The sequence below is a fragment of the Sphingobacterium athyrii genome, assembly GCF_003071065.1.
Lineage (GTDB): Bacteria > Bacteroidota > Bacteroidia > Sphingobacteriales > Sphingobacteriaceae > Sphingobacterium > Sphingobacterium athyrii.
In genome coordinates this window covers 1,169,403-1,191,173 of the sequence record NZ_QCXX01000001.1, presented here as the reverse complement: position 1 = coordinate 1,191,173, position 21,771 = coordinate 1,169,403, and the positions used below count along the sequence as shown (strand labels likewise).

The window sequence follows — 21,771 nt, the reverse complement described above, 5'->3', positions numbered from 1 at the left end:
ACAGAAATAAAATATAGGATTATGTGGACAACAACTGATATCCCTGATCTATCAGGAAAAGTAGCCATTGTTACCGGATCAAATACCGGTATAGGATTTGAAACGGCAAAAGCACTGTATGAAGCGGGCGCGCGCGTGACCATAGCAGCAAGAGATCCTGAGAAGGTTCAAATGGCCATTCAAAAAATCCGGTCCGGGACAGTGGAAAAAGGTGAGTTGGGCTTTGGAGTGCTAGATCTTGGCAATCTAAGCAGTGTTAAAAAATTTGCAGAAAACTTTATGCAAAAGCACTCGAACCTTGATCTGCTTATAAACAACGCCGGGGTGATGGTTCCGCCAGCTTCCAAAACAGCTGACGGATTTGAGCTGCAATTCGGGGTAAACTATATCGGTCATTTTGCCTTGACAGGACATTTGCTGGAACTACTAAAAAAAACATCGCATTCCAGGGTGGTAACACTTTCCAGCGGCGCAGCTACTTTAGTGGATACGATAGATTTTGACAATCTCAGGCTTGAAAAAAACTATGATGAATGGCGTGAATATGCTATTAGCAAGCTGGCAGATATCCTGTTTAGCTACGAGCTGGACAGAAGATTCAAAAATGCCGGTATCTCAGCCATTTCAGTGGCAGCACATCCTGGCGTTACGCGAACTGATCTACAGCGGAATATTCCGGGTGAGAACCTAGAAGGGATGTTTGCCTCCTTTGACCAGGTCATGGAACCTTGGCAGGGAGCCCTTCCTAGCTTATTCGCAGCCACTGATCCATCGGTCAAGGGCGGGGATTTCTACGGCCCGGACGGAGAAAAAGAATATGCAGGATATCCCGCGCTGTCAGCCCACAGCACCCCGGCCATGAAAGATGAAGTTCTTGCAAATAAGCTCTGGGTCTATGCTGAAAATGCCACACAGTTAACCTATAAATTTTAATATCCAATCCAAAATGAACAATACGACAGTTTTAGTAACCGGTGGTACCGGATTTTTAGGCGTAAATACGATTCTTGCATTATTGAAGAGAGGATTTAACGTAAGAACCACGCTGCGAACGCTTTCACGTAAGAACGAAATCTTGGATGCCCTGAGCGAAGGTGGGATTAGTACTTTTGATCAGGTCTCATTTTATCAGGCCGATCTGCTATCGGATAACGGTTGGGATGAAGCCACGAAAGGCTGTGATTACGTCCTACATGTAGCATCGCCATTTGTGGCGGAGCAGCCCAAAGATGAGAATGAACTTATCATCCCCGCAAGGGAAGGTACTTTACGCGCGTTGAAAGCTGCGAAAAAGGCGGGGGTTAAACGTGTCGTGCTTACATCCTCTTTTGCGGCTATTGGTTATAGCATTGATCCCAAAAATCATGTTTTTACGGAACTTGACTGGACGGATGAAAATGCACTTATACAGCCTTACATAAAATCAAAAACAATAGCGGAAAAGGCCGCATGGGAATTTATAAAGAATCATGCTTCTGACATGGAATTGACGGTCATTAATCCAGTCGGAATATTTGGCCCCATCTTGGGTGGAATTTCTTCAGCCTCCCTGGATACTGTCGTTAGAGGAATTGTTGAGGGATCCATCAAGGAAAATGCACCGTTTACCTTCGGAGTGGTGGATGTACGCGATGTTGCCGATATCCACATTAAGGCCATGTTGCACCCCGATGCTGCCGGTGAGCGATTCCTTGCGACATCGACAGGTGCGATGAGTTTTTATGATGTGGCTGAGCTGATCAGAAAGGAGCGACCGCAGCTGTCCGGAAACATAGCCCCCATGCAGCCAACTCCGACAGATCAGTATACAGTGATGTCAAACAAAAAAGCAACGGTAGCACTGGGTTGGCATCCCCGCCCAAAAGAAGAAGCAATTCTTGCAAGCGTGGACAGCTTTAAACTCAGTAATGTCCAGAATTAATCTGTGGCTTAGTATATTTGGTAAAGCATGAAAGTTAACAATATCCAATCCTGTCACCTCGGTCCGGAGATTTCACCCGAAAATTTCATAGCGGAAAATTATTTCCTATACTTATTGAAAGGAAGCATGAAGGCTTATGACGGCGAGAAAAGCTACACAATAACACCGGGCGATTATTGTATCGCCCGGAAAAATCATTTGGTACGTTATACGAAATATAAGGACAATGATGCCTTTGAAAAAATTATCATCACCCTGGATGAAGCATTTCTGAAAAGGTTCCTTGAACGGCATGCTTATGAAGCAAAACCCTCTGTCATTGGAGATTCATACATATTTATACCAGAAAATAAGCTTATAAAGAATTTTATTACATCGCTCGAACCCTATTACACCGGAGACCTTGAGATCAGTGCGGATTTTGCTGATATTAAAAGAGAAGAACTACTCCTGATTTTATTGAAATCTGATCCTGACCTAGTCGATATTTTGTTCAGTTTCTCTTTGCCATTTAGAATCAACTTAAAGGAATATATGAACAAAAATTTCAGATTCAACATCAGTCTGGAGAAATTTGCATTTTTCACGGGAAGAAGCTTATCAACGTTCAAGCGGGATTTTCAAAGAGCTTTTGGAACCACTCCCGGCATCTGGCTCAAGAAGAAAAGGTTACAGGAGGCCTATTTTCAGCTTGCTGAGCAATCCCGGAAGCCGAGTGAAGTGTACCTAGAGGTAGGCTTCGAAGATCTGTCGCATTTTTCATTTGCGTTCAAGAAGGAGTTCGGGAAAACTCCAAATGAAGTAGCAAAACAAATTTCAAACGGCATTTAATGATGATCATGCATATTCAGGGGAACTTCATTTACCTTAACCAAAGCCCAATCCTCAAAATGAGTCTTTCCCGCATTATATTGTCCAGCAGGAACAAGCAGTGATCTAGGGACAACAAGATGCATATATTTGCTCTCTTCGTCAGAAACAACCTTTATAGGCTTTCCGATTATCTCGATATATTTTGCAACAAAATCATCCATATTTGCCCGGGTAGGCCCCGCAATCTCGACAGTGCCATTTTTGGGCTCTTCGAGTGCAAACTGTACAATGTAATCTGTTACATCTTCCAGCGCAATGGGCTGATAGTCGATCTTGGAAACAAATACTTCCTCCTCATTTCCCTGTACTGCGATTATCGCATCGGTATGCTCGTGAAACTGTGTTGAACGAATTATAGTATATGGGATTCCTGAGTTCTTGATATTATCTTCTTGATATTTCTTTGCGCGAAGATATCCGATCTGTAGTGCATCGTCCGTTCCGACAATGGAAAGAACTAGGTGATGTCTGATGTTTGCAGCCAGCTCTGCTTGCACCAGATTCTTTCCTGCGTTCTGAAAAAAATGGATTGCATTTTCTTCTTCAGGAGAGGAAGAGTTGGATAGATCTATAACCACTTCAGTGTTTTCCAATGCTTGGGAAAGACCTGCTCCTGTTATGATATCTACTCCATGTGAAGGCGAGCCAATGACCACCTGATGACCAAGGTTTGCCAGTTTTTTTGTGACCAGCCTTCCAGTAAGACCTGTACCACCGATTACTAAGATTTTCATTTGTGAATTATGTAAATTGTAAAATTGATTAAAATAAGCTGCTTACCTGTACACCGAATGGATTTCCAAACCAGCATCTCCAATATCCGTCAGGTCCTTTCTTTGCGTAATCGCTCGAAGTTCCAGTAATATTTACTTTTTCGCCGTTATTGCCTGTCCCAGCGATTTTCCACTCCAATACCAATGAGGCCAGATTATCGGTAGAATAGATCTTCCTATCAGTAATTTTTATTGGCAGGCCGAATCCGAATGACTGCTGTAGCTCACGGGCGATCTCTTTTTTTCCACGTCTGGGTTCTCCACTGATACTGATAATGACGGCATCATCCTCATAGAAGCCGAGCATAGTTTCAATATTCCTGGAATTAAAATGATCCAAAAGAGAATCAACAATACCTTCAGGGGTGGTTGATAATTTATAAGTTGGACCTTCTATTAAATTATGACCTTCCATAAGACCTAAGAATTTATATTAAAAAATGTACTATACTGTACAGTTAACTATAGTACAAAATTGATCAAAAAATAAATGCAGGAAAACTGACAAACAAAGGTAAAAGGTGGACAAAAAATGGAATAGTAATTAAGTTTAATAGGATGGTTTGTCTAATCCTGCTCCGGATTTGAACGTAGTGTCTTCCTGTAATCACCCGGTGACCGGCCAGCTTTTTTTGTGAAAAGCCTGATGAAGTACTTTGTATCTTTATAGCCTAGCTGGTCCGAAATTTCTTTAACGCTCAATTGCGAATAATAGAGTAGGCGCTGTGCTTCGCTCAGTATTTCCTTCTGGATCAGTGCTGATGCGGATAAGCCGGTCACCTTTTTAACAACATCGTTCAGGTGTGCTACCGAGATATTTAACTTTTCGGCATATTCTGAGGGGCTCCCACAGCAATACTGCTGCTGGAATCCATTCTGTTCAATAAAATAGAATCACTTTTTGGCATGCTTCGCAATTTAAAATTCAAATTTAGTTCATCTACTTTAAGAATTACTATTGATTATGCTTTATTATACTGATTTTCTAATTATTTGCTACACTGTTTTTACTCTTCCAAGGTTGTTGGGGGATGTCCTAAACTCCGAGACTTCATTATCGAGATATCCAGCATTGTTTGAAAATAGAAGGGCCTGTAGTAAATATTAATTATTTAAGTTAATTAATTTTTTTATATCGTAGAATTGTTGGTAATTTGCTGACGATATTTAGCCTATTTGATCTAATGAAATGTAATTATGTAATTAAACAAATTACGGGGAGGCAGACTATAGCTTTTCTATGTAGTATTCTTATATTCCTAACCGTTTCCTGTGTAAAGGAAGAAATTGTAGTACCCCCCGACAAAAATCCGACAGATGTGGTCCTTTTGGCACCAGAGAGTAATGCGGGCAATAATCTGATCCTAGCGGCTGAAATCAGGTATTTGAACAATAGTGACGTTGTTCAATCGCATGGCTTTTTAATTGAAAAATATACTGGAGAGAATTATGTAAAAAAGGAATATGCCATTACCACAAGTTTAACATCCGGTCGTATAACCTTTAAAGTGCCCGATCCTGAGCATTACGAAGAAGGTGTTTACTATAGTTATAGGTACTTTGTCCGGACGGATCAAGGAATTTATTACAGTCAACCAGCTAGGTTTTTGGTAAGTAGCCTTAAGGTAAAGCCTCAAGAAGATCTTACAGTAGCTGTAGGGGAGATCATCACTGTTGAAGGCGAGTTTGTCAATGTCGCAGAGAATTACGCCTTATACTACTCTTACCTACCATCCGAAGATCAGAAAGTGCCCTTTGAAGTTGTCAATTCAGGCAAAAGTATTCGTTTCAAAGTCCCAGAAGGAATAGAGCAGGGCAATAATGCGACCTTTAGATTCATTGGCAAAGACAAAAATGGCGGACAATTAAGCGCTATTGTCGCTCAAGGTTTTATTCTGGCGACATTAGTTCCCCCTGCGATCTATACATACTATGTTGACGAAAATCTTCAGTTACCCTCATCTGTAAGAGAATATAATGACAATGCCAGGCTGCAAGTTTTCGTCGGTAATGTTTTTTTGAAGCACTCCAATTACCTGAGACTTTATGACTTTGTTAAAAGTCAGAAAGGTAAGACTTTTCCGATAGGGTACACGAATGGTCGCGACACGATCACCTTTCCACAGCCTTTGCAGCTTAACGAAGCTGATCCCGATGAGTTCAAGATGATCCCAGAGTATGTTCATCCGGGGACTAATTTTGAAGTAGTAGGTCCAGATCCTGGTCGATTTGATTTTTATGGTTATGCTACTGTTGGAAATAAGAAAGCCTACTATTTACTTCGGGATAATACATTAAAAAAGGGGGAGTTAGCCATAGACGATATTCCAGACGGTGAATACCCCTTGGAAATGAAGAATAGTTTCTTCAGCTATATAAGCAACAATAAAATTAAAGTAAAGAGCGTACATATCAGTTCAAGCAGTCATAGGGAATGTTATGCTGGAGATAAAATAAGGTTAAAAGGTACATTTATACAAGGGCGGTCTTATGGGTTGCGTATCGATCCGGCTCAAGAAAGCTATTTTTCAACCTGTAATACGTCGGGTGAGATCATGTTTGAAGTACCGGCTACCAAAGCCGGAAATTACCAAGCTCAGGTGACATATTTCAGCGAGATGGGACAACAGAAAAATTACTATTCCAATGCTATTCCTTTGCAAGTCAAGGCTACTGTAATCAATTCGATCTCTCCATTACGTGCTACAGCAGGAACCCTGATTACGATTGAGGGACATGGATTGAACGGATACAAAGTGCGAATAGCTGATAGGGAGATTCAACATACGCTATCCCAAAACGATAAAATACAGTTTAAAGTACCGGATGATCTACCAAAAGGTAAATACCGTGTGAACGCCAGATTTTTTAATTATGTCATTGAAAACGTCGTTTTCGCTAGTGATTACCTTGAAATACTTTAATCGCATAAAATAAGTTATGAAAAAGACCAGATCTATACATATAGTTGCATTTTTTTTGCTTTGGCTATTTATAAGCAGTTTAAGCATTTTAGTGGGGTGCAAAAAGAAAGAAGTCATTGAGCCTGTCGATTACAGTCCCGTTCAACTGGAAACCACTACATTCAGTGATTTGGAAGATAAAACGGTTACCTTAAATGGACATATAGCTCGATTAAATGGGATACCTGTGGAGGATTACGGATTCTTAATCCAAAAGATAACCACCACAAACGGCGAGAAGGAAATTGTTGTCAGCTTGGGAAAAAAAGCTACAGTGGGGAATGTCACATTGAAATACCGGCACAACAGTAATTTTGAGTTGGGAGATCGTTATCGGTATACTTTGTATGTAAAAACAAAGAATGGTTTCTATCGTGGCGAGCCCAATACGTTTGAAGTGGATGGAATTAAGATCAATCTTTTGGAAGATAAGCTTGTGCCTAATAACAATAAAGTAACCATTACTGGTGATTTTCAGTTCCTCTCCGAAAATATAAAGTTATATTATCAGAGCCAATATCAGCGTGAGCATGTCATACCCTATCAAGTCGGCAGTGATCGAAAAAGCCTTAGTTTTATTTTCCCAAAATCTGATAACTTCTATCATGGAAATAAGGTATCTGTTTTTTTACGTGTTAAAGATCAATCGGGTTATGCCAGCAATAGGACAATAGCTAACATTGAAGTTTTAGGTGTAGCCAATCCACCCGTAAAAACTAAATTTTATCTAAACGAGCCTATACCCATCAGGGGGAACGCAATAAAATGGGATGGAATGCCTATGTCGGCGCCATTTTATATGCTGATCAATGGAAAAAAAGTTGAATGCTATCACCAGGTCAATCTGTATGAAATTGAAAGCCTAAAAGGAGGTAAATTTCAATTGGGCTACCATAATGGGAAGGATTCCGTTATTTTCAAAGATTCCATTGAATTGATCAGACCACTTGGCAGCAATATCCATTTTACAAAAAAGGTGATCCATTCTCCTTCCTTAATGAAGGTCGATGGGATTGATATGTATACCTATCTAATGAATCCAGAAAAAGCTAGTTATTATCTAGGTAAACATAGCATCGCTCATTTTTTTGATAGCAGTACCGGGAGTATCGAGACCTTTACTGTACGCGATGTTCCAGATGGCGTTTACACTTTTGGATACAGCAGCCCTTATTATTCAGTCAGTTCTACAGAGCGTGTGGAGGTTAGGACCTTGAAGTGGAATACACCTGCAGATTTGACAAAATTTGTTGGTGAGCCATTTACGATTACAGGCAATTTCATCGATGGCCAGACTTATTCGGTTACTGGAAATGGAATTTACGAATATCCTGTTGCTCAAGACGGTAAAATACAATTTGCCTTGCCAGGTTATATTATTGGCAGTACAGAAATTCAGATCGGTTATAGTGTAAATTACAATTATAATGAGAACTATTATTCACCAAAAAAACAGCAGCTATATATTCACAATTTTGAGGTCACTAGTATTACTCCGTTAAAAGGGTATCCCGGTGATGTCGTCACGATTAAAGGTCGGGGGCTCAGCCAAATAAATGTGACCTTAGGTGGAGCATATGCGACCAGCGTCTTTCGAAGTTCTGAAGAACTTCGATTTATCGTACCGGCATTTGCATCCAGAGGAAAAAACGAAGTTATCATGACGATGCACGACAAAACCATGAAGTATAAAGATCTTATTGAAGTTTTATAGTTCGCTGAATCCCCTGCAGATCGGGAAAAGTTACTAATGTGCTTTGGGAAGTACATCAACTGTGTCTAGGGATTTGAGGTCATCACAAAGCCCTGGACACTATCTCAAAGCATTTAATTTAATCTGAGAAGCGAGTGTTGTTTGACTATTTGCTTCTTACAATTCCCAATTCTCCAACTTCGTTTTACCTTTGAAAAAATCTATTGAAAACCGAAACAGTTCTTCCGAAAATGCATTGTAATAGACAATATATTTTCCGTTTCCAGCTAACTTCATATAGCTTGAGCCACCCGAATCATAGAAAAAAGGTTTTCGATATAGTTCTTTTGCATTGAGGTCATAACAAACGATCCAGGTGCTATTCTGCTGGTCGGAGGTTATCCCATATATTAATTTATTTTTCGTATCAAATTGCCAATAATAGCCTTGGAGTGGTTGACCAATAGGTGTTTTTGTTTTATAGCTAATCAATTGATTCCCTAGGAATGCCAGATCTGGGAAGGGTAAAATACTAATCTCATCATAAACGAAGTTCGAGACCTTCTTTATCGGATCCCAGGTAAACAAACCTTGATAATTTTCTCTCATTCCAAAATCAATACCGTTCGGCATCACTGTCAATCCCGAGTAATAAAATACAGAATTGTAGCCCGATATAAGCTCAAACTTATTTTTATTTGCGATATCCACCGTCGCCACATTCATACCGCTAATGTTATTACCTAAAAGTGTTAAAAACGCTAATCCATTTTTGTTGAAGACAACCTCTTGTGGGGTTAAATAGGGGGATTGCGGATGATCATTTGACTGCGGAGTGAATTGAATCTCTTCTAATACCTGCCCATTCCTCACATCTATTCGGCGCAATTTGTCATCTATGGAAGTAATATAAAAACTACCATTGTAATTGTTGAATACCAAATTTCGGGTATCAAAATTAACTTTCGGGTCATTGATGATTTCAAAACGTTCCAGGTCAATTGTTCCGATCCGTTTTCCGGCATCATTGGTAAAAAAGATATAATCGTTTGACCCGAGAGGATACAAGTTCCATATACCGCTATGGTATTTATGCATGTCTATTTTTTTGTCGTAACCATCAAATTTGAAACGGACCGTATCCAGTCCACCTTTATTTTGGGTTACAAATTCATAAGTCATGCCCAATCCGATCCGGGCACATCCGGAGGCAAAACTTACAGTTTTATTTTTAAATGATTTTCCTGTAATTTCCGATTGACAAAAGTTCGAGGTCGATCTTATGTAACCTATATTGTCCAACGGGTCAATCATGTTAGCTTCCCATTTGGATTTATCACCAAGTTCTACATAAACCGATTCAATTCGATTTTTGCGAAATTGGAATAGCGGAATAGTCCGTTTGCTCTCCCCATTTTTTAGAATAATATTTGCTGTTCGGTTTGCATTCGTTTTATTATGTAAAAAGCGAATAATCAGTTTGATTTCAAATGCTTTTTCTGAAAGGGTATCCACTCGGATCCAATCAGGAGCAATGATGTTAAATCCTTTATTTCTCCGGGCTGTAAATGAAAACGATTTACTTTGATAAGAAGCATATAAACTATCTGTTGGAACCGTAAGGATCATATCATCATAAGGCATAATAATATTATCATTGATGGTATCCCTTTTGCTAAAATCGAACCGTTTGCTTACATCTATATATCCTGGCTTACTTATCTCAGCCTTAAGATCCTGCTTTGGAAGATCGCTAATATAGGGCTTGCCTTTTGTCAACGTATAGCTTTTGTTCAATTCAGGAAACACGACCTTGACTGAATCTAGCGCTGTTGTCTTGAATTCATCCCATACCTGTAATTTTAACGTCGCATGTTTGTCTGTAGTCGGAACCACTTCGTCTTTTTTACAGGATATGCAAATGGCAAGTACGAGAAAGAGAATATATAATTTTTGCATGGTTATTTTTTTAATTCATTTACTGAAACTCTGAGTAACTTGTTGTATCTGTCAATACTGTAATAAAGTTGATCGTCCAATACAAAAGCAATTGAATTAGACGCTTCGTGACCATAGGGAATGATGTGTGGTATTTGTTCCCAGATATTTTTGGTGGCGGTGTAACGGTATAGCGGGCCTAGAAAGGCAAAGCCATATTCGGCCATTCCCAGCGAGCTTTTATCACTAAAAGAATAAGGTAGATCAGCTTTCGTTTCCCAACTTTTGGTATCGGTGTCAAAGGCATAACTTTGTACCTGCCCTGTATGCATTGAGCCTCCGATCACAAATAGTTTACTGCCGATAACGAATGAGGATGTTCTCATTCTATCGTAAACGCTAGCTACTTCATTTTCGGGAAAGTCTATACTTTTTTCCCATTTGTTATCCACGATATCATAGGAGTACATTGTCCTATCGCCTTCACTTCTCCCAAACGGATAGGGGCTGGGGTTATGCCCTGTGACCATATAGAGCTTGTCATTGACCCTGTTAATTGTTCCATTTGTACGTACTGTTCCAGGGTATTTTTCCAATTCCTTAAATGTATTGTTTGAAGGGTCAAGTTCATAGAACTGACCGTTTTGATTCCCTGTGTATAGATATATTTTATTTTTGGAAGCTGTCATCTTGGGATTTTCGCACCTGAAAGGCACCTTTAATTCAGTAAAGTTTCCCGAAGTTTTGTTGAACCTCCAAAAACTGAGCCCGCCATCTCCATTTGGGTTGCTTGCGAGTATATACGCTGTTTTGTTGACCACGACTGCTGGATTGGTCATATCAATTGCGTTAAAAGGGATTTCGTTACTGCCTATAAACCAAGGGTCTTTTATTTTAATTGAAGGCGAAAGTTTTATTTTCTCATCTAAGTATCTCACTTCGAGCTGAACGGATTTATTTGTGTAGTTATTTATAAAAGTGCTCCATGAAATTTGAGACGTATTTTCGCGGTCATCATCCGATCTATGGATAAACTCTGTTTCATAGTCATCAATGAAAAACTGCACTGCAGTTTTGGGGAGATCCTTTAATGTGACTGACAAGAAATCACCGATGGCGATCTCACTTGGCAATTCCACTACTTCAGGTCTTTTGATATGCATAGGTACATTGTCCTTTGGGGCGACGGTTTGATTATTGCATTTCAAGTTGACATGGAGAGTAGCACTTTTTATCGTGTTTGGAATAACAAATTTAATAAAGTCCATGCCGAACGATTTGATCGTGACTTCCTCATCGTTTATGAATAGTTTATTGCCATTTGGGTATTTTGAAAAATTTGTTCCAGTTATTTTTACCTCTTCTCCAATCTTTACTTCTTTTGGAAAATCTTTGATCTGTACTGTTGATAGGCTGAATTTATCTTTATATACAGTTTTCTGATAAGTAGAATGTAGATATACCTCTTGGTCTCCAACTGGAGTTTTATCTGTTAAGGGCATCAAGATCACTTTATCGGACTTTTTGTAAGCGGATAATTTTACATTTCCGATACCAGCCTCTTTTAGTTGAAATCCCTCAAAGTCTCCATAAAGCCGCAATGTGTCACCTACAGATCTTGTGGCCATTGATATGGAGTCTATTTTTAATTTGGATTCTTTTCCGAACGTAAATTTTAATATTTCAGATTTTGTTGCGCTTATTTTATTATTGACAAAATAGGTGTAATAATAAGAACTGTTCAGTTCTAAACCCGATTTTATATTGAGTTTATAGGTCCTAACTTCAAGGGGCAATTCAAAATTTTTATTTAAGACAATATCTTTAAATGTTGAGTCGCGGGCAATCAGAATGCCTATATTGTATAGTGGCTCAGGTACACTATTAATCTTTAACCCAAGATTGAGTCCACCGTCGGTTGGATAATTCGGCTCCAGAAGTTCGATTTGTGCAATTTGCGGAATACTTGGAGGCTGAATTTCTTGCTTCTCTTTTTTACAACTGAAGAAAATTATAAACAGGAATATGCAAGAGAATTGAATATAACTTTTCATGAATTTGAGGTTAATACTTTTCAATGCGAAAATAATAAAATAAAACGAAAGAATTATAATAGAATTAACGAAGATTATGTAGTGGTTTTCTGTGACCAGTGTTACTTGCTTTGGACACGCAAGTAACACTATCGTTATGGATATTTGGTTCGACGCCATTTTGGGACTAAGAAACACACATTCATAAAATAGAGCAAATGATTTAAAAGAAGATGTCAAAATTTTTTCTTTTCCATAATGCAATTTACTAAATTCATTCATTGGGTTTCTATTTATTATGATACAGTATTTAAAGGATGATCAAATCAGGGCCAGATTGAGATTAGGAAAATCTGTGGAGCAATGGTTGGGTGTTGTTCAGGAAACAGATTATACCATACTCAAATGGTTAAGCATTGATAAGGAAAGCGACGAAAGCTTTTCTGTGATTTATTTTGAATCCTTTGACGAAGAAAATGAAAATTTCTTGGACATCTATGCGTTTTCGTTGGTTGATCCAGATGAGCCATTTGGCGTGATACTTACTTTTTCCTCAATTGCTGATGCGTTGGAATTTGCGGAAGTTACCTACAAAGCGTCTCCTAATAAATATATTTCTGCAGGAATGATTCAAGAAGAATATAGGGATTATATTAATCGATAATTTTACGTTAATGAGAGCCTTACTAATAATAGATATGCAATTGGGGAGTTTTAAACCCTATGAGCTGCGGTATGATACCTTTGCTGTTATTGATCGGATCAACAGACTTTCTGAGGCGTTCAGAAAGAACGGGGATCTGGTCATTTTTATACAGCATGATCGTACAAAGGAAAACTGTTTCTAAAAACGAAAGTATTATAGCCAAGCCAATGAATATATAGAAAAGGCCGAAAAATTAAATCCCTTAAATCTTGTTGTGAGCGCCGCAAGCAAAGATTTTATAGAGTTATCCTGGGATAAGTTAAATAGTTCGCATTTTAAGCCAGTTTCCTATGCTATTTATGCAGATGACAAACTTGTCGTAAAAGGCCTTAGCATTACAAAATATAGCTTTCAATCTGCAGGCTAATAAAACAAGAAGCCTGCTCTTCAGCGGGCTTCTTGTTTTAAAACTCCTTTAGACTCTTTTTAGTCAAAATCAAAGAGATCGGAGAGGAAAGATTTCTTCTTTCGTCCATGTGGATATTTGTGATTGTCCGTATAGTGGTCATTTTCACGGTAGGATTGCTTTGATTGATAGTTTTCTCTTTCGTACTTATTGTAATCGCTAACATCTTTATTGTGAGCTTGGCTACTGTTGTCCATATTATTGCTGGCTTGTTCCAGCAATTTATCCAGTTCTCCTTTATCCAGCCATATTCCTCTGCAGTTTGGGCAATAATCAATTTCAATTCGGTGACGTTCCGTCATCAGTAGTGTTTCGTTACAGTTTGGACATTTCATATTTTCTGAATATTAATGAACTTACAATATAATTAAAATTATAAAATCAATCGCCTTGTCCCTCTATTATTTAGCAATTTTTAACGTAGTGATTTCAGTCATCAATTTTCGGAATTATATAAGCGATGAATAATAACATCGGGCTTATACGCTAGTTGGGTTTGAATCTGAAAGTTTTTTTAACGCTTTATTTTCCGAATATTAAAGAAACTTAATAATACTACGTCCAATCGAACTGATATCATAAAAAAACTGGCATCTGATCGAGTGGGCCCGTATGGATATGGTAATTCACCTCGGCTATTGTTCTTTGTAGGTTCTTGTCCAGCGTTAAAGGATCAGATCAAATCCTAGTTCGGATAACATCCGTTCATGATTATTCATAAAATACTTCATCAGTTTATATTGTTCAGTATCCTGGTATGCAATCAGCTTTATTCCATTTTCAGATACTTGATAGATATCTGCTTCAGGATAGGCCATCAGGATAGGGGAGTGTGTTGCAATAATGAATTGCGATCTGAGTTCTACAAGCTGTTTTATTCGGCTTAGCATATTTAGCTGGCTTATGATAGACAGTGCTGATTCTGGCTCATCAAAAATATAGAGTCCGTTTCCGTTTAGGCGATGATGTAATAACGATAGAAAGCTTTCACCGTGAGAACGTTCGTGTAGCGATCCACCATAGGATTTCTGGGCTTCATATTGATCTACTGCCGTGGCAACATTATAAAAACTTTCAGCTCTGAGAAAATATCCATCTCTGTTGCGGTATGCCGTTCGTATCACTTGGATATCTTCAAATAAAGCGGAATGGGAATCCATGGTACTAAAATTAAAATTGCGGCTTCCACCTTCGGGATTGAAACCTGCGTTTATGGCTATGGCTTCTACTAATGTTGATTTTCCGATACCATTTTCTCCTACGATAAAGGTCACAGGATTCCGAAATTTTAGTTCATCCAGACCGGACAATGACGGAATATTATACGGATAATGGTTGCGTTCGTGCAGTGGTTTCTTATTTCGGATTTGGCTAATATAAAGCATCTTGTTATTTAGTACTATTGATGAAACGGAGATTTTCTAAAAACCTTGGGTTACAGCACCGCAAAATTGCTTTTCTCATAATATCGCCATTCTAATGCTGCATTCATATCAAGTTTTTCTCATATACATTATATTAAATATATTAAAAGAATGAGTTGTTTAGGCTAATATTTGTAGTTTTATTTTGGGGTGATAAGAGCTGTTTTACATCAGCACCTTTTCTGTAACTTCGTATGGATAAACAGTGGTAATATTATTAGGGTTTAACAAATGAAATTAAATTGTTTGTATTCAGTTGGTTAGGTGTACTGTTTTTGTTTAATCGTACTAAGCTATCCAAGTGTAGTCGCATTTTATCACTTTCCATTTTCCGTTAATTTTTTCTAGGATAAAATCATAACCTTGACCGCAAAGACCGCCACAGAAATAATCTAATGCTACAAAAGCTTTTTTGCCATCCTGTGACAAGATGGGCAAGTGAAAAGTATACCTTGACAAAAATTGCTCCATCCTTTCTGGCTTTTTATGGTTTGCAACGTTGTATTTCTTTTTGATCTGTATTGGGATAAATACGGTATCTCTTCCCCTGACCTGATTGAGATATCCTGTAGAGTCTTGCTGGCTATGACCGAGTAAGCCCAGTAGTTTCTGAATCCGCTGGCCGTCGGGCATAACGTCTTTATCGTAAGCATTATATAGTGAATCCTTAATAAACCATTGGTGAATATAGGCCATTGGTTTTTTAGTTTTAGCTACTTCATTAAAATTAGCTACTTCATTAAAAGAGGAGTCATAGGCAATTATAGCATCCAAGATTCCAGCATAATCATCTTCAGCGGTAGCATAGTCAAATGCTTGTTTTTGCGTTGTGGCCACTCTCTGTTTTTGATCGCGGTTTTGACAGGCTATGATGAAAAATAAAAACGGTATTAAGAAGTAAACTTTCATAAATAGAGCGAATGATTTAAAAGAAGATGTCAAAATGTTTTCTTTTCCATAATGCAATTTACTAAATTCATGTATTACGCTTTTATTTATGGTATAGTATTTAAAGGATGATCAAATCAGAGCCAGATTGAGACTAGGGAAATCTGTGGAGCAATGGTTGGGTGTTGTTCAGGAAGATGAAAAACAGGATTTTTAGAAGTAGAGGATTTGGGTGGTAAATCAGTATTGAAATTACTGTTGGAGTAATTAATTGGTAAATAAAAATGGAGATCAAATTTAAAATCGAAACCTTAGGCCATATTGTATCCGAGATTTCATCCGATACGAAACGATTTAAAATAGGGCATAGCTCAGATTATGGTGATAAGTTTCAAGAGCTATTGAATAAGCTTTTCTTTATCTATGAAATCGTAAAAGAAAAAGATACAACGTATTTTCCTCATTCTACCAATGTACTGTGGGAGGACGATCGTGTTAATTATTCTTGGACCATTCGTATAGATTCGATTGATTCATGCATCAATATCAAAATTGAAGAATTATCACCTTCTAATGTATTGTATAAAGCGGTACTGATTCAAGAAGATATTGAAACAGAAGAATTGTTCGATGCAATTTATCAATCACTGGAGAAAATGCTAGCAGAATTTGGCTTTGTTGGCTATAAGAAAAGATGGGAGGCAGGTAACTTTCCAATATATGAATATATAACGCTTAAAGCCGCTAGAGAAGGGGTGGATTTGCGACATGCGAGTTGCCTAGAGGAAGAAGAGTGGAGACAAAAGATAGCTCTTAAAGATGAATTAGATGTTATTAATATGAGCTAAAATATAGCATAATATGATGTTACAGAGAGGAGATTAGTACATGGCTAGCGAAATAATAAAGAGAAAGATTAGTTTACCACAATCTGAATTATTTAAAAATAGTATAGTGATAGATTTGGAAGGCACTTATCTTGATCTACATAATGACTATGACTGCATTAGACTAGCGTATACGACAGTAGATAACGAATTTCGTCTTACTTTTAAACGTGTCAATCTAGTAACTGATGCTAACTATGATCTAGTTGATGTAGTGTTTATTGATGCTATTATGGATACTTGCCTATTTGTTTTTGACGAAGATGTTTCTGAGGAATTTAGGACTATTGAGCTGTTGTATCGAGGTCGATTTGAAAATGGGAATGAGCTAGCTGAATTTGATCGTTCTGGGCGCTCGTTGTACTATATAAGTTTTTATAGCGGGATAGAATTAAAGGTATTTGCAAAAGCGATGATAGTTGAGTTGTAGAATAATTCGGGAAGTAAAGATAGTTGCTATCATTTCTATTTTAAATTTGGCTTGAATTGATAATTTATTGAAATTTGATGCTCAAAAATAGGCCCAGTCAAAACAGTGTTTGATTGTGAAGGATGGCAATCCTATAACCAGGTTGATAAAACTTTTATATAACTGAATGATATTAAAGAAAGACATCATCATAGCACTCAGCAAAAAGTTGTCTCTCCCTTACAAAGGAACAGAGCAGGACTGGGATATCGAAATGGCAGACTCCTCGCGGATAAATGAATTTATTGATTTGTATCACCAACATGATTTAGCATTTGAAGAAAGGATGGCTTTAATGTCTCTGATTGTTGCATCCTATGATGATTATCTAAATGAGCATGACCTAGCAGTAGATTGCCGATGGGATAGAATTAAAGCGACGTTAACAAAGGATAAAAGATATTTTATTGAACTGATAGATTATTGGTCTTTGGATAATGAAGACGATATTTTCAGAATAACCCCTCTTATGAGAACTATCTAATCAATATGGATGCTATTAAATTAAATGAAGAGTTTGGCGATTTATTCGCTTACAATCTAAGTGTGAATTTTCAAAACAAAGTCACGGAAATATATTATGGTGAGTATATAACAGAAAACGCGCCTCCGATTAAGAAAATGATTTTCGAAAATGTTGTCTGGCAGGAGTTTTCGGAGTTTGATTTTGTCAATATCTTTAATGTAATTGAAATTGAAAACAGCTTTGAAGAGTTTTTCAATAGCCATTTGTGCTATTTTAATCGCATGAAAAATTATATTGCTGAGGATAAAATGAATGCGATGAAAATGCCAAATTTGTTCTATTACACTTTTCGTCAAACGAGTGGTTTCACCTGCTTCATAATTACCAAGACAGCATTGAGAATCGAATTTCTATAATGCTATTATCCTATAATATTGGAGAATAAAATTCTTGTCATCCTCAATATCTAAATTCTTGAATAGAATACCAATTGCATTGGTGTTTTTTAGTTCTAAACCCATCGAATTCGACGGGTTTAAAATTGGGGGCAGTACAGGGAAATACATTCATTCCTCATCTGACCGTTGGGCATCGGGGATGTGCGGCGTGTTCGGCACTCCCTACTGAAATACGTAGGTCTAAAAGCGGTTTTTAATTGTTTTTTGGAAATATATTATGCTAAAAAAATCATTAAAAATTTTCTATTTTCGCATTTGGAATTAATCCAAAATCTAAGTTAAACTATACCCCTGAACATATAAATTTATGAAATTAGCATTTCTCACTTTAGCCTTGCTATTAAGCGGACAATTGTCTTATGGACAACAAGATTATTTTACTATTGAAGGAAAGCTGGCCAAGGAGACGGCCTATAAATATATTTATCTCAACTATCAAAGTACGGAAGGTTTTAAACAGGATTCATCCCTTATTAAAAATGGAGCTTTCTATTTTAAAGGTATTCCAGTATATGGAACACATGCCTATATTCAGCTAAAAGAAAACGGCGCAGCGGATCCTGATAATGGAAATCAGTTCGATTTTTCGATTGAGCCAGTAAATTTTAAGATTTTTGTGGATGAAAATCTGAATGAATCACGTATAGAAGGGTCTCCGATCGACAAAGATTTTCAAAAACTTAAACGGATATTAGAGCCAGCCTATTTAGCATGGGAAAAATGGTATGAAAGATATGATCAATTCAAAGCTTCTGCTAGTCAAGATAGTATTGAGCTGAATAAGTATAGTATTGAATATCAAAAACTCGAACAGGACGAAACGGATCTGGCCGTTGATTACATTATTAACCATCCTGGAAGCTTCCCAAGTTTAAATACGCTGGAAAGATTCTCCCGTCGATTAAAATTAAGACAAATAGAAAAATTGTTTGATAGTTTGGATGATAGGATCAAACAAACATTCGATGGTAAAGAGTTTCGCAAGCAGATTGATCGTATGAACGCTGTTCAAATTGGGAAAATAGCACCTGATTTTAGTGCTAAGGATACATCCGGAAATTTTGTATCCCTAGGCAGTTTAAAAGGAAAATATCTGCTGTTGGACTTCTGGGCAAGTTGGTGCGGACCGTGTAGAGAGGAAAATCCTTATGTGGTGAAAGCCTATCAAAAATTCAAAGCTAAAAATTTTGAAATTTTAGGGATTTCTTTGGATGATGAAACTACGAAAGAAAGATGGCTTAAAGCCATTAAAGAATATCAATTGGTATGGCAACAGGTTTCCGATCTTAAAGGCTGGCAAAGCGATGTAGCTGAATTATATCATGTGAGAGGAATTCCTCAAAATTTTCTTTTGGATCCCAAGGGCGTGATTATAGCCACTAATCTTAGGGGAGAGGAGCTTTTAAAAAAACTGGAAGATATTCTAGGGAAATAACTGAGTAAGCTAAAAAGATTCGTGTAAAGACAATTAGTACGCAAATAAAAGCGAAGCATTTTTATAACTGCAGACCTATGATAAAGTATCTAAAAGAACAGCGATTACCATTTTTTATTGCTCTAGCGTATGTAGGTATAGGTACTTTATCTGTATGTTCGATTTTTCCTGATGATACGTTTTATAACGAATGGTTTGTTGTCGGTACAGTATTTACATTTCCAGTATCGATTATAAGTTTTGTATATCGCTAGATCACGATTTAATAGTGTTCGAACCCCCTTATTTTTGGAATTTGGATGGAGATTTAGTGAAGTTTCCTGAGCTTTTAAACGATACAATAAGTAATGGAATTGGATATATAGGTGTAAATAGCGGTAGGATAGAATTTTGTGTTGGCCATTATTCTGCTGATATCCCAAATCAAAATTGTTATAAAAAAGTAGCAGATGAATAGCTAAAATCTAACAATTATAAACCAAAGATCCCTTACAAAAGTTCAACAGCATGACAAAACCCTCAGTATATTCGTTATGAAATTTGCCTTTAGAATATACGCACGTTTTGTTTTAAGCCTAGAAAATGTTACTATTGTGTTTTGTCACTTTTGGTTTAAAGTATCATGTATAGACCTGTCGTATGTATCCTGTTGATTGTTATATCGGTTATCCTATGTAAAGCAGGAACCGAACAGGATACGTCGTTGATACAACTGCTTCAGATGATCGACAAAAAGGAAGAGTTTATGGCCATCAAAGAAGTGAGAATAGACGACTTGGTACGACGGCTTCAGAAATCAACAAATAACACTTCCGCACAATACGAATTAAACAAACTTCTTTACCAAGAATATGCTTCCTATAAACTAGATTCTGCGATTATATATGCTAGGGGAAATGTAAAATTAGCAGAAAGGAGTGGCAATTCCTTCCAAATCAATGAAAGTAATCTGGATCTTGCTTCATTTTACTTCACAGCAGGTATGTATATTGACGCCTATAAGATATTGGTCACTGCAGATAAGAACAAGCTTCCTAGGGAACTATTGATCAAGTATTTTGATGCGTGGAAAAGGCTCTATAAATTTTATTCATTTTCAAATACCGATGATCGGCAGTATGCCATTCGGAGTGACCACTATCGCGATTCGCTTTTAGGTGAACTGGATACGACAGGTAGTCAATACCGTATTGTTTATGCCGAAAAGCTCCATGATGAAGGCAAATTTGAGGAAGCGAAAAAGACGTTGATGTATATGCTTGATCTTTCCCAAAAAGAGGATCATGAACATGCCATCTTATGTTATGCCCTGGCAAATATCTACGAAAAGGAAGGCAATGTTGACCTTCAGCGCAAGTATTTGACGCTGTCGGCGATTAGCGACATTAAAAATGCCATCAAGGAAAATGCCTCGATGCAGGCATTAGCGACCTTATTGTATAAATCAAATCATATTGAAGAAGCCTATAGCTGTATTAAATCTTCTATGGAGGACGCTATATTCTGTAATGCCCGTTTCCGGACCTATGAAGCTTCCCAAATTTTTCCGATCATAAACTCAGCTTATCAAGAAAACGAATTACAACAAAAGGCAAAATTGACCATCTTTCTAACGATTGTTAGTATCCTATCATTGTGCCTCGTTATAGCAGTTATTTTGATATACAGACAGATGAAGCGGGTAAATCGCGTCCGTAGAGAGCTCTTCGAACTCAATCAAAAATTGCAGGTGCTCAATCATCAATTGAATACTGCCAATGACGAACTTCATACCACCAATAGTGAAGTGCTGTCTATGAATAGCGAGTTGGCAGAAAGCAATCATATCAAAGAAGCATATATCGGTGAGTTCCTCAACCTATGTTCCTTATATATTGATAAGCTCGAAAAATTCCAGATTTCGCTCAACAAGATGGTCATGGCCAAGAAGATCGAAGAGCTCAAGCAGATGCTTAAATCACGTGATATGATCGACCATGAAGTAAAAGAATTATACGCCACTTTTGATCATGTATTTTTGCATTTGTATCCGAACTTTGTAGAGGATTTCAACGCACTACTAGTCGCAGATATGCAAGTTGTCTTGAAGCCAAATGAAGTACTGAGCCCGGAGCTACGTATTTTTGCATTGATACGTTTGGGTATTACAGACAGTGCAAAGATAGCCCGTTTCCTACACTATTCAACCAATACCATTTATACCTATCGGACCAAATTCAGAAACAAAGCTGCTGTTCCGCGCGAAGATTTTGATGAATTGGTCACAAAAATAGGTCGAAAAGCCCTAAAATATTGACCTAATCTTCTATATATTTCTTTGAAGTATTTGATTTAATACTCTGTTCTTTAGACTTTTACGTTTTTGTTGTTTCTATATTCGGCGATACACCTCTTTTATCTGCTCTTTGATCCTTCTATTTTTGGATAAACCAATTAGG

Annotated in this window: 21 protein-coding genes; 13 read left to right on the top strand and 8 right to left on the bottom strand. The window is 37.5% G+C overall.

The window, feature by feature from the left end; translation table 11 throughout:
- Positions 1–21: 21 nt before the first annotated feature.
- The 3 genes from DCO56_RS05190 to DCO56_RS05180 are packed head-to-tail and all read left to right on the top strand — an operon-like array spanning position 22 to position 2,752.
- Complete coding sequence (locus DCO56_RS05190; protein ID WP_108632640.1) at positions 22–933, top strand: oxidoreductase; 912 nt, start codon at positions 22–24, stop codon at positions 931–933.
- A gap of 13 nt (positions 934–946) precedes the next feature.
- A complete protein-coding gene (locus tag DCO56_RS05185) occupies positions 947–1,921 on the top strand; it encodes an SDR family oxidoreductase (RefSeq protein WP_108632639.1) in 975 nt (324 codons plus the stop codon).
- Between the two features lie 27 nt (positions 1,922–1,948).
- A complete protein-coding gene (locus DCO56_RS05180; RefSeq protein ID WP_108632638.1) occupies positions 1,949–2,752 on the top strand; it encodes a helix-turn-helix domain-containing protein in 804 nt (267 codons plus the stop codon).
- Here the strand turns inward: DCO56_RS05180 and DCO56_RS05175 are convergent.
- From DCO56_RS05175 to DCO56_RS05165, 3 genes are all read right to left on the bottom strand, one after another.
- Positions 2,749–3,528, bottom strand: coding sequence for an SDR family oxidoreductase (locus DCO56_RS05175; protein WP_108632637.1), 780 nt, complete (start codon positions 3,526–3,528; stop codon positions 2,749–2,751). The two genes, DCO56_RS05180 and DCO56_RS05175, sit on opposite strands and share 4 nt — an antisense overlap.
- Before the next feature lie 28 nt (positions 3,529–3,556).
- The gene (locus DCO56_RS05170) at positions 3,557–3,982 is read right to left on the bottom strand and encodes a YybH family protein (RefSeq protein WP_108632636.1); all 426 of its coding nucleotides are present in this window, start codon (positions 3,980–3,982) and stop codon (positions 3,557–3,559) included.
- A gap of 152 nt (positions 3,983–4,134) precedes the next feature.
- The gene (locus DCO56_RS05165) at positions 4,135–4,452 is read right to left on the bottom strand and encodes a helix-turn-helix domain-containing protein (protein ID WP_108632635.1); all 318 of its coding nucleotides are present in this window, start codon (positions 4,450–4,452) and stop codon (positions 4,135–4,137) included.
- Positions 4,453–4,751: 299 nt separating this feature from the next.
- Here DCO56_RS05165 and DCO56_RS05160 point away from each other — a divergent pair, with 299 nt between their 5' ends.
- Together DCO56_RS05160 and DCO56_RS05155 are read left to right on the top strand one after the other, a co-directional pair.
- Complete coding sequence (locus DCO56_RS05160) at positions 4,752–6,491, top strand: IPT/TIG domain-containing protein (RefSeq protein ID WP_108632634.1); 1,740 nt, start codon at positions 4,752–4,754, stop codon at positions 6,489–6,491.
- Between the two features lie 16 nt (positions 6,492–6,507).
- A complete protein-coding gene (locus DCO56_RS05155; RefSeq protein WP_108632633.1) occupies positions 6,508–8,244 on the top strand; it encodes an IPT/TIG domain-containing protein in 1,737 nt (578 codons plus the stop codon).
- A 156-nt stretch (positions 8,245–8,400) separates the two neighbouring features.
- On the opposite strand, the gene DCO56_RS05150 is transcribed toward DCO56_RS05155, so the two are convergent.
- Both DCO56_RS05150 and DCO56_RS05145 read right to left on the bottom strand, forming a co-directional pair.
- On the bottom strand, positions 8,401–10,182 hold the full coding sequence (locus DCO56_RS05150) for a BACON domain-containing protein (protein WP_108632632.1): 1,782 nt from the start codon (positions 10,180–10,182) through the stop codon (positions 8,401–8,403).
- A 2-nt stretch (positions 10,183–10,184) separates the two neighbouring features.
- The gene (locus DCO56_RS05145; RefSeq protein WP_146190981.1) at positions 10,185–12,215 is read right to left on the bottom strand and encodes an IPT/TIG domain-containing protein; all 2,031 of its coding nucleotides are present in this window, start codon (positions 12,213–12,215) and stop codon (positions 10,185–10,187) included.
- A gap of 277 nt (positions 12,216–12,492) precedes the next feature.
- On the opposite strand from DCO56_RS05145, the gene DCO56_RS05140 reads away from it, so the two are divergent.
- Together DCO56_RS05140 and DCO56_RS05135 are read left to right on the top strand one after the other, a co-directional pair.
- Positions 12,493–12,858, top strand: coding sequence for a hypothetical protein (locus DCO56_RS05140; RefSeq protein ID WP_108632630.1), 366 nt, complete (start codon positions 12,493–12,495; stop codon positions 12,856–12,858).
- A 10-nt stretch (positions 12,859–12,868) separates the two neighbouring features.
- Positions 12,869–13,042, top strand: coding sequence for an isochorismatase family protein (locus DCO56_RS05135; protein WP_108632629.1), 174 nt, complete (start codon positions 12,869–12,871; stop codon positions 13,040–13,042).
- Between the two features lie 284 nt (positions 13,043–13,326).
- Here DCO56_RS05135 and DCO56_RS05130 read toward each other — a convergent pair whose 3' ends face one another.
- From DCO56_RS05130 to DCO56_RS05120, 3 genes are all read right to left on the bottom strand, one after another.
- Positions 13,327–13,641 (bottom strand): TFIIB-type zinc ribbon-containing protein, encoded by a 315-nt coding sequence (locus tag DCO56_RS05130; protein WP_108632628.1) that lies wholly within the window; start codon positions 13,639–13,641, stop codon positions 13,327–13,329.
- A 330-nt stretch (positions 13,642–13,971) separates the two neighbouring features.
- Positions 13,972–14,691 carry an AAA family ATPase gene (locus tag DCO56_RS05125; RefSeq protein ID WP_108632627.1) on the bottom strand — a complete coding sequence of 240 codons (720 nt, stop codon included), beginning with the start codon at positions 14,689–14,691 and terminating at the stop codon, positions 13,972–13,974.
- A gap of 327 nt (positions 14,692–15,018) precedes the next feature.
- Positions 15,019–15,639 (bottom strand): hypothetical protein, encoded by a 621-nt coding sequence (locus tag DCO56_RS05120; RefSeq protein ID WP_108632626.1) that lies wholly within the window; start codon positions 15,637–15,639, stop codon positions 15,019–15,021.
- A gap of 263 nt (positions 15,640–15,902) precedes the next feature.
- On the opposite strand from DCO56_RS05120, the gene DCO56_RS05115 reads away from it, so the two are divergent.
- From DCO56_RS05115 to DCO56_RS05085, 6 genes are all read left to right on the top strand, one after another.
- Complete coding sequence (locus DCO56_RS05115; protein ID WP_108632625.1) at positions 15,903–16,466, top strand: hypothetical protein; 564 nt, start codon at positions 15,903–15,905, stop codon at positions 16,464–16,466.
- Positions 16,467–16,506: 40 nt separating this feature from the next.
- Positions 16,507–16,935, top strand: a complete 429-nt coding sequence (locus DCO56_RS05110) for a hypothetical protein (RefSeq protein ID WP_108632624.1) — start codon at positions 16,507–16,509, stop codon at positions 16,933–16,935.
- Between the two features lie 166 nt (positions 16,936–17,101).
- Positions 17,102–17,458: a hypothetical protein gene (locus tag DCO56_RS05105; RefSeq protein ID WP_108632623.1), complete on the top strand. Its 357-nt coding sequence runs from the start codon at positions 17,102–17,104 to the stop codon at positions 17,456–17,458.
- Positions 17,459–17,463: 5 nt separating this feature from the next.
- On the top strand, positions 17,464–17,856 hold the full coding sequence (locus tag DCO56_RS05100) for a hypothetical protein (protein WP_108632622.1): 393 nt from the start codon (positions 17,464–17,466) through the stop codon (positions 17,854–17,856).
- A 349-nt stretch (positions 17,857–18,205) separates the two neighbouring features.
- The gene (locus DCO56_RS05095) at positions 18,206–19,333 is read left to right on the top strand and encodes a TlpA disulfide reductase family protein (protein ID WP_108632621.1); all 1,128 of its coding nucleotides are present in this window, start codon (positions 18,206–18,208) and stop codon (positions 19,331–19,333) included.
- A gap of 622 nt (positions 19,334–19,955) precedes the next feature.
- Positions 19,956–21,629: a DUF6377 domain-containing protein gene (locus tag DCO56_RS05085; protein ID WP_108632619.1), complete on the top strand. Its 1,674-nt coding sequence runs from the start codon at positions 19,956–19,958 to the stop codon at positions 21,627–21,629.
- Positions 21,630–21,771: the final 142 nt, after the last annotated feature.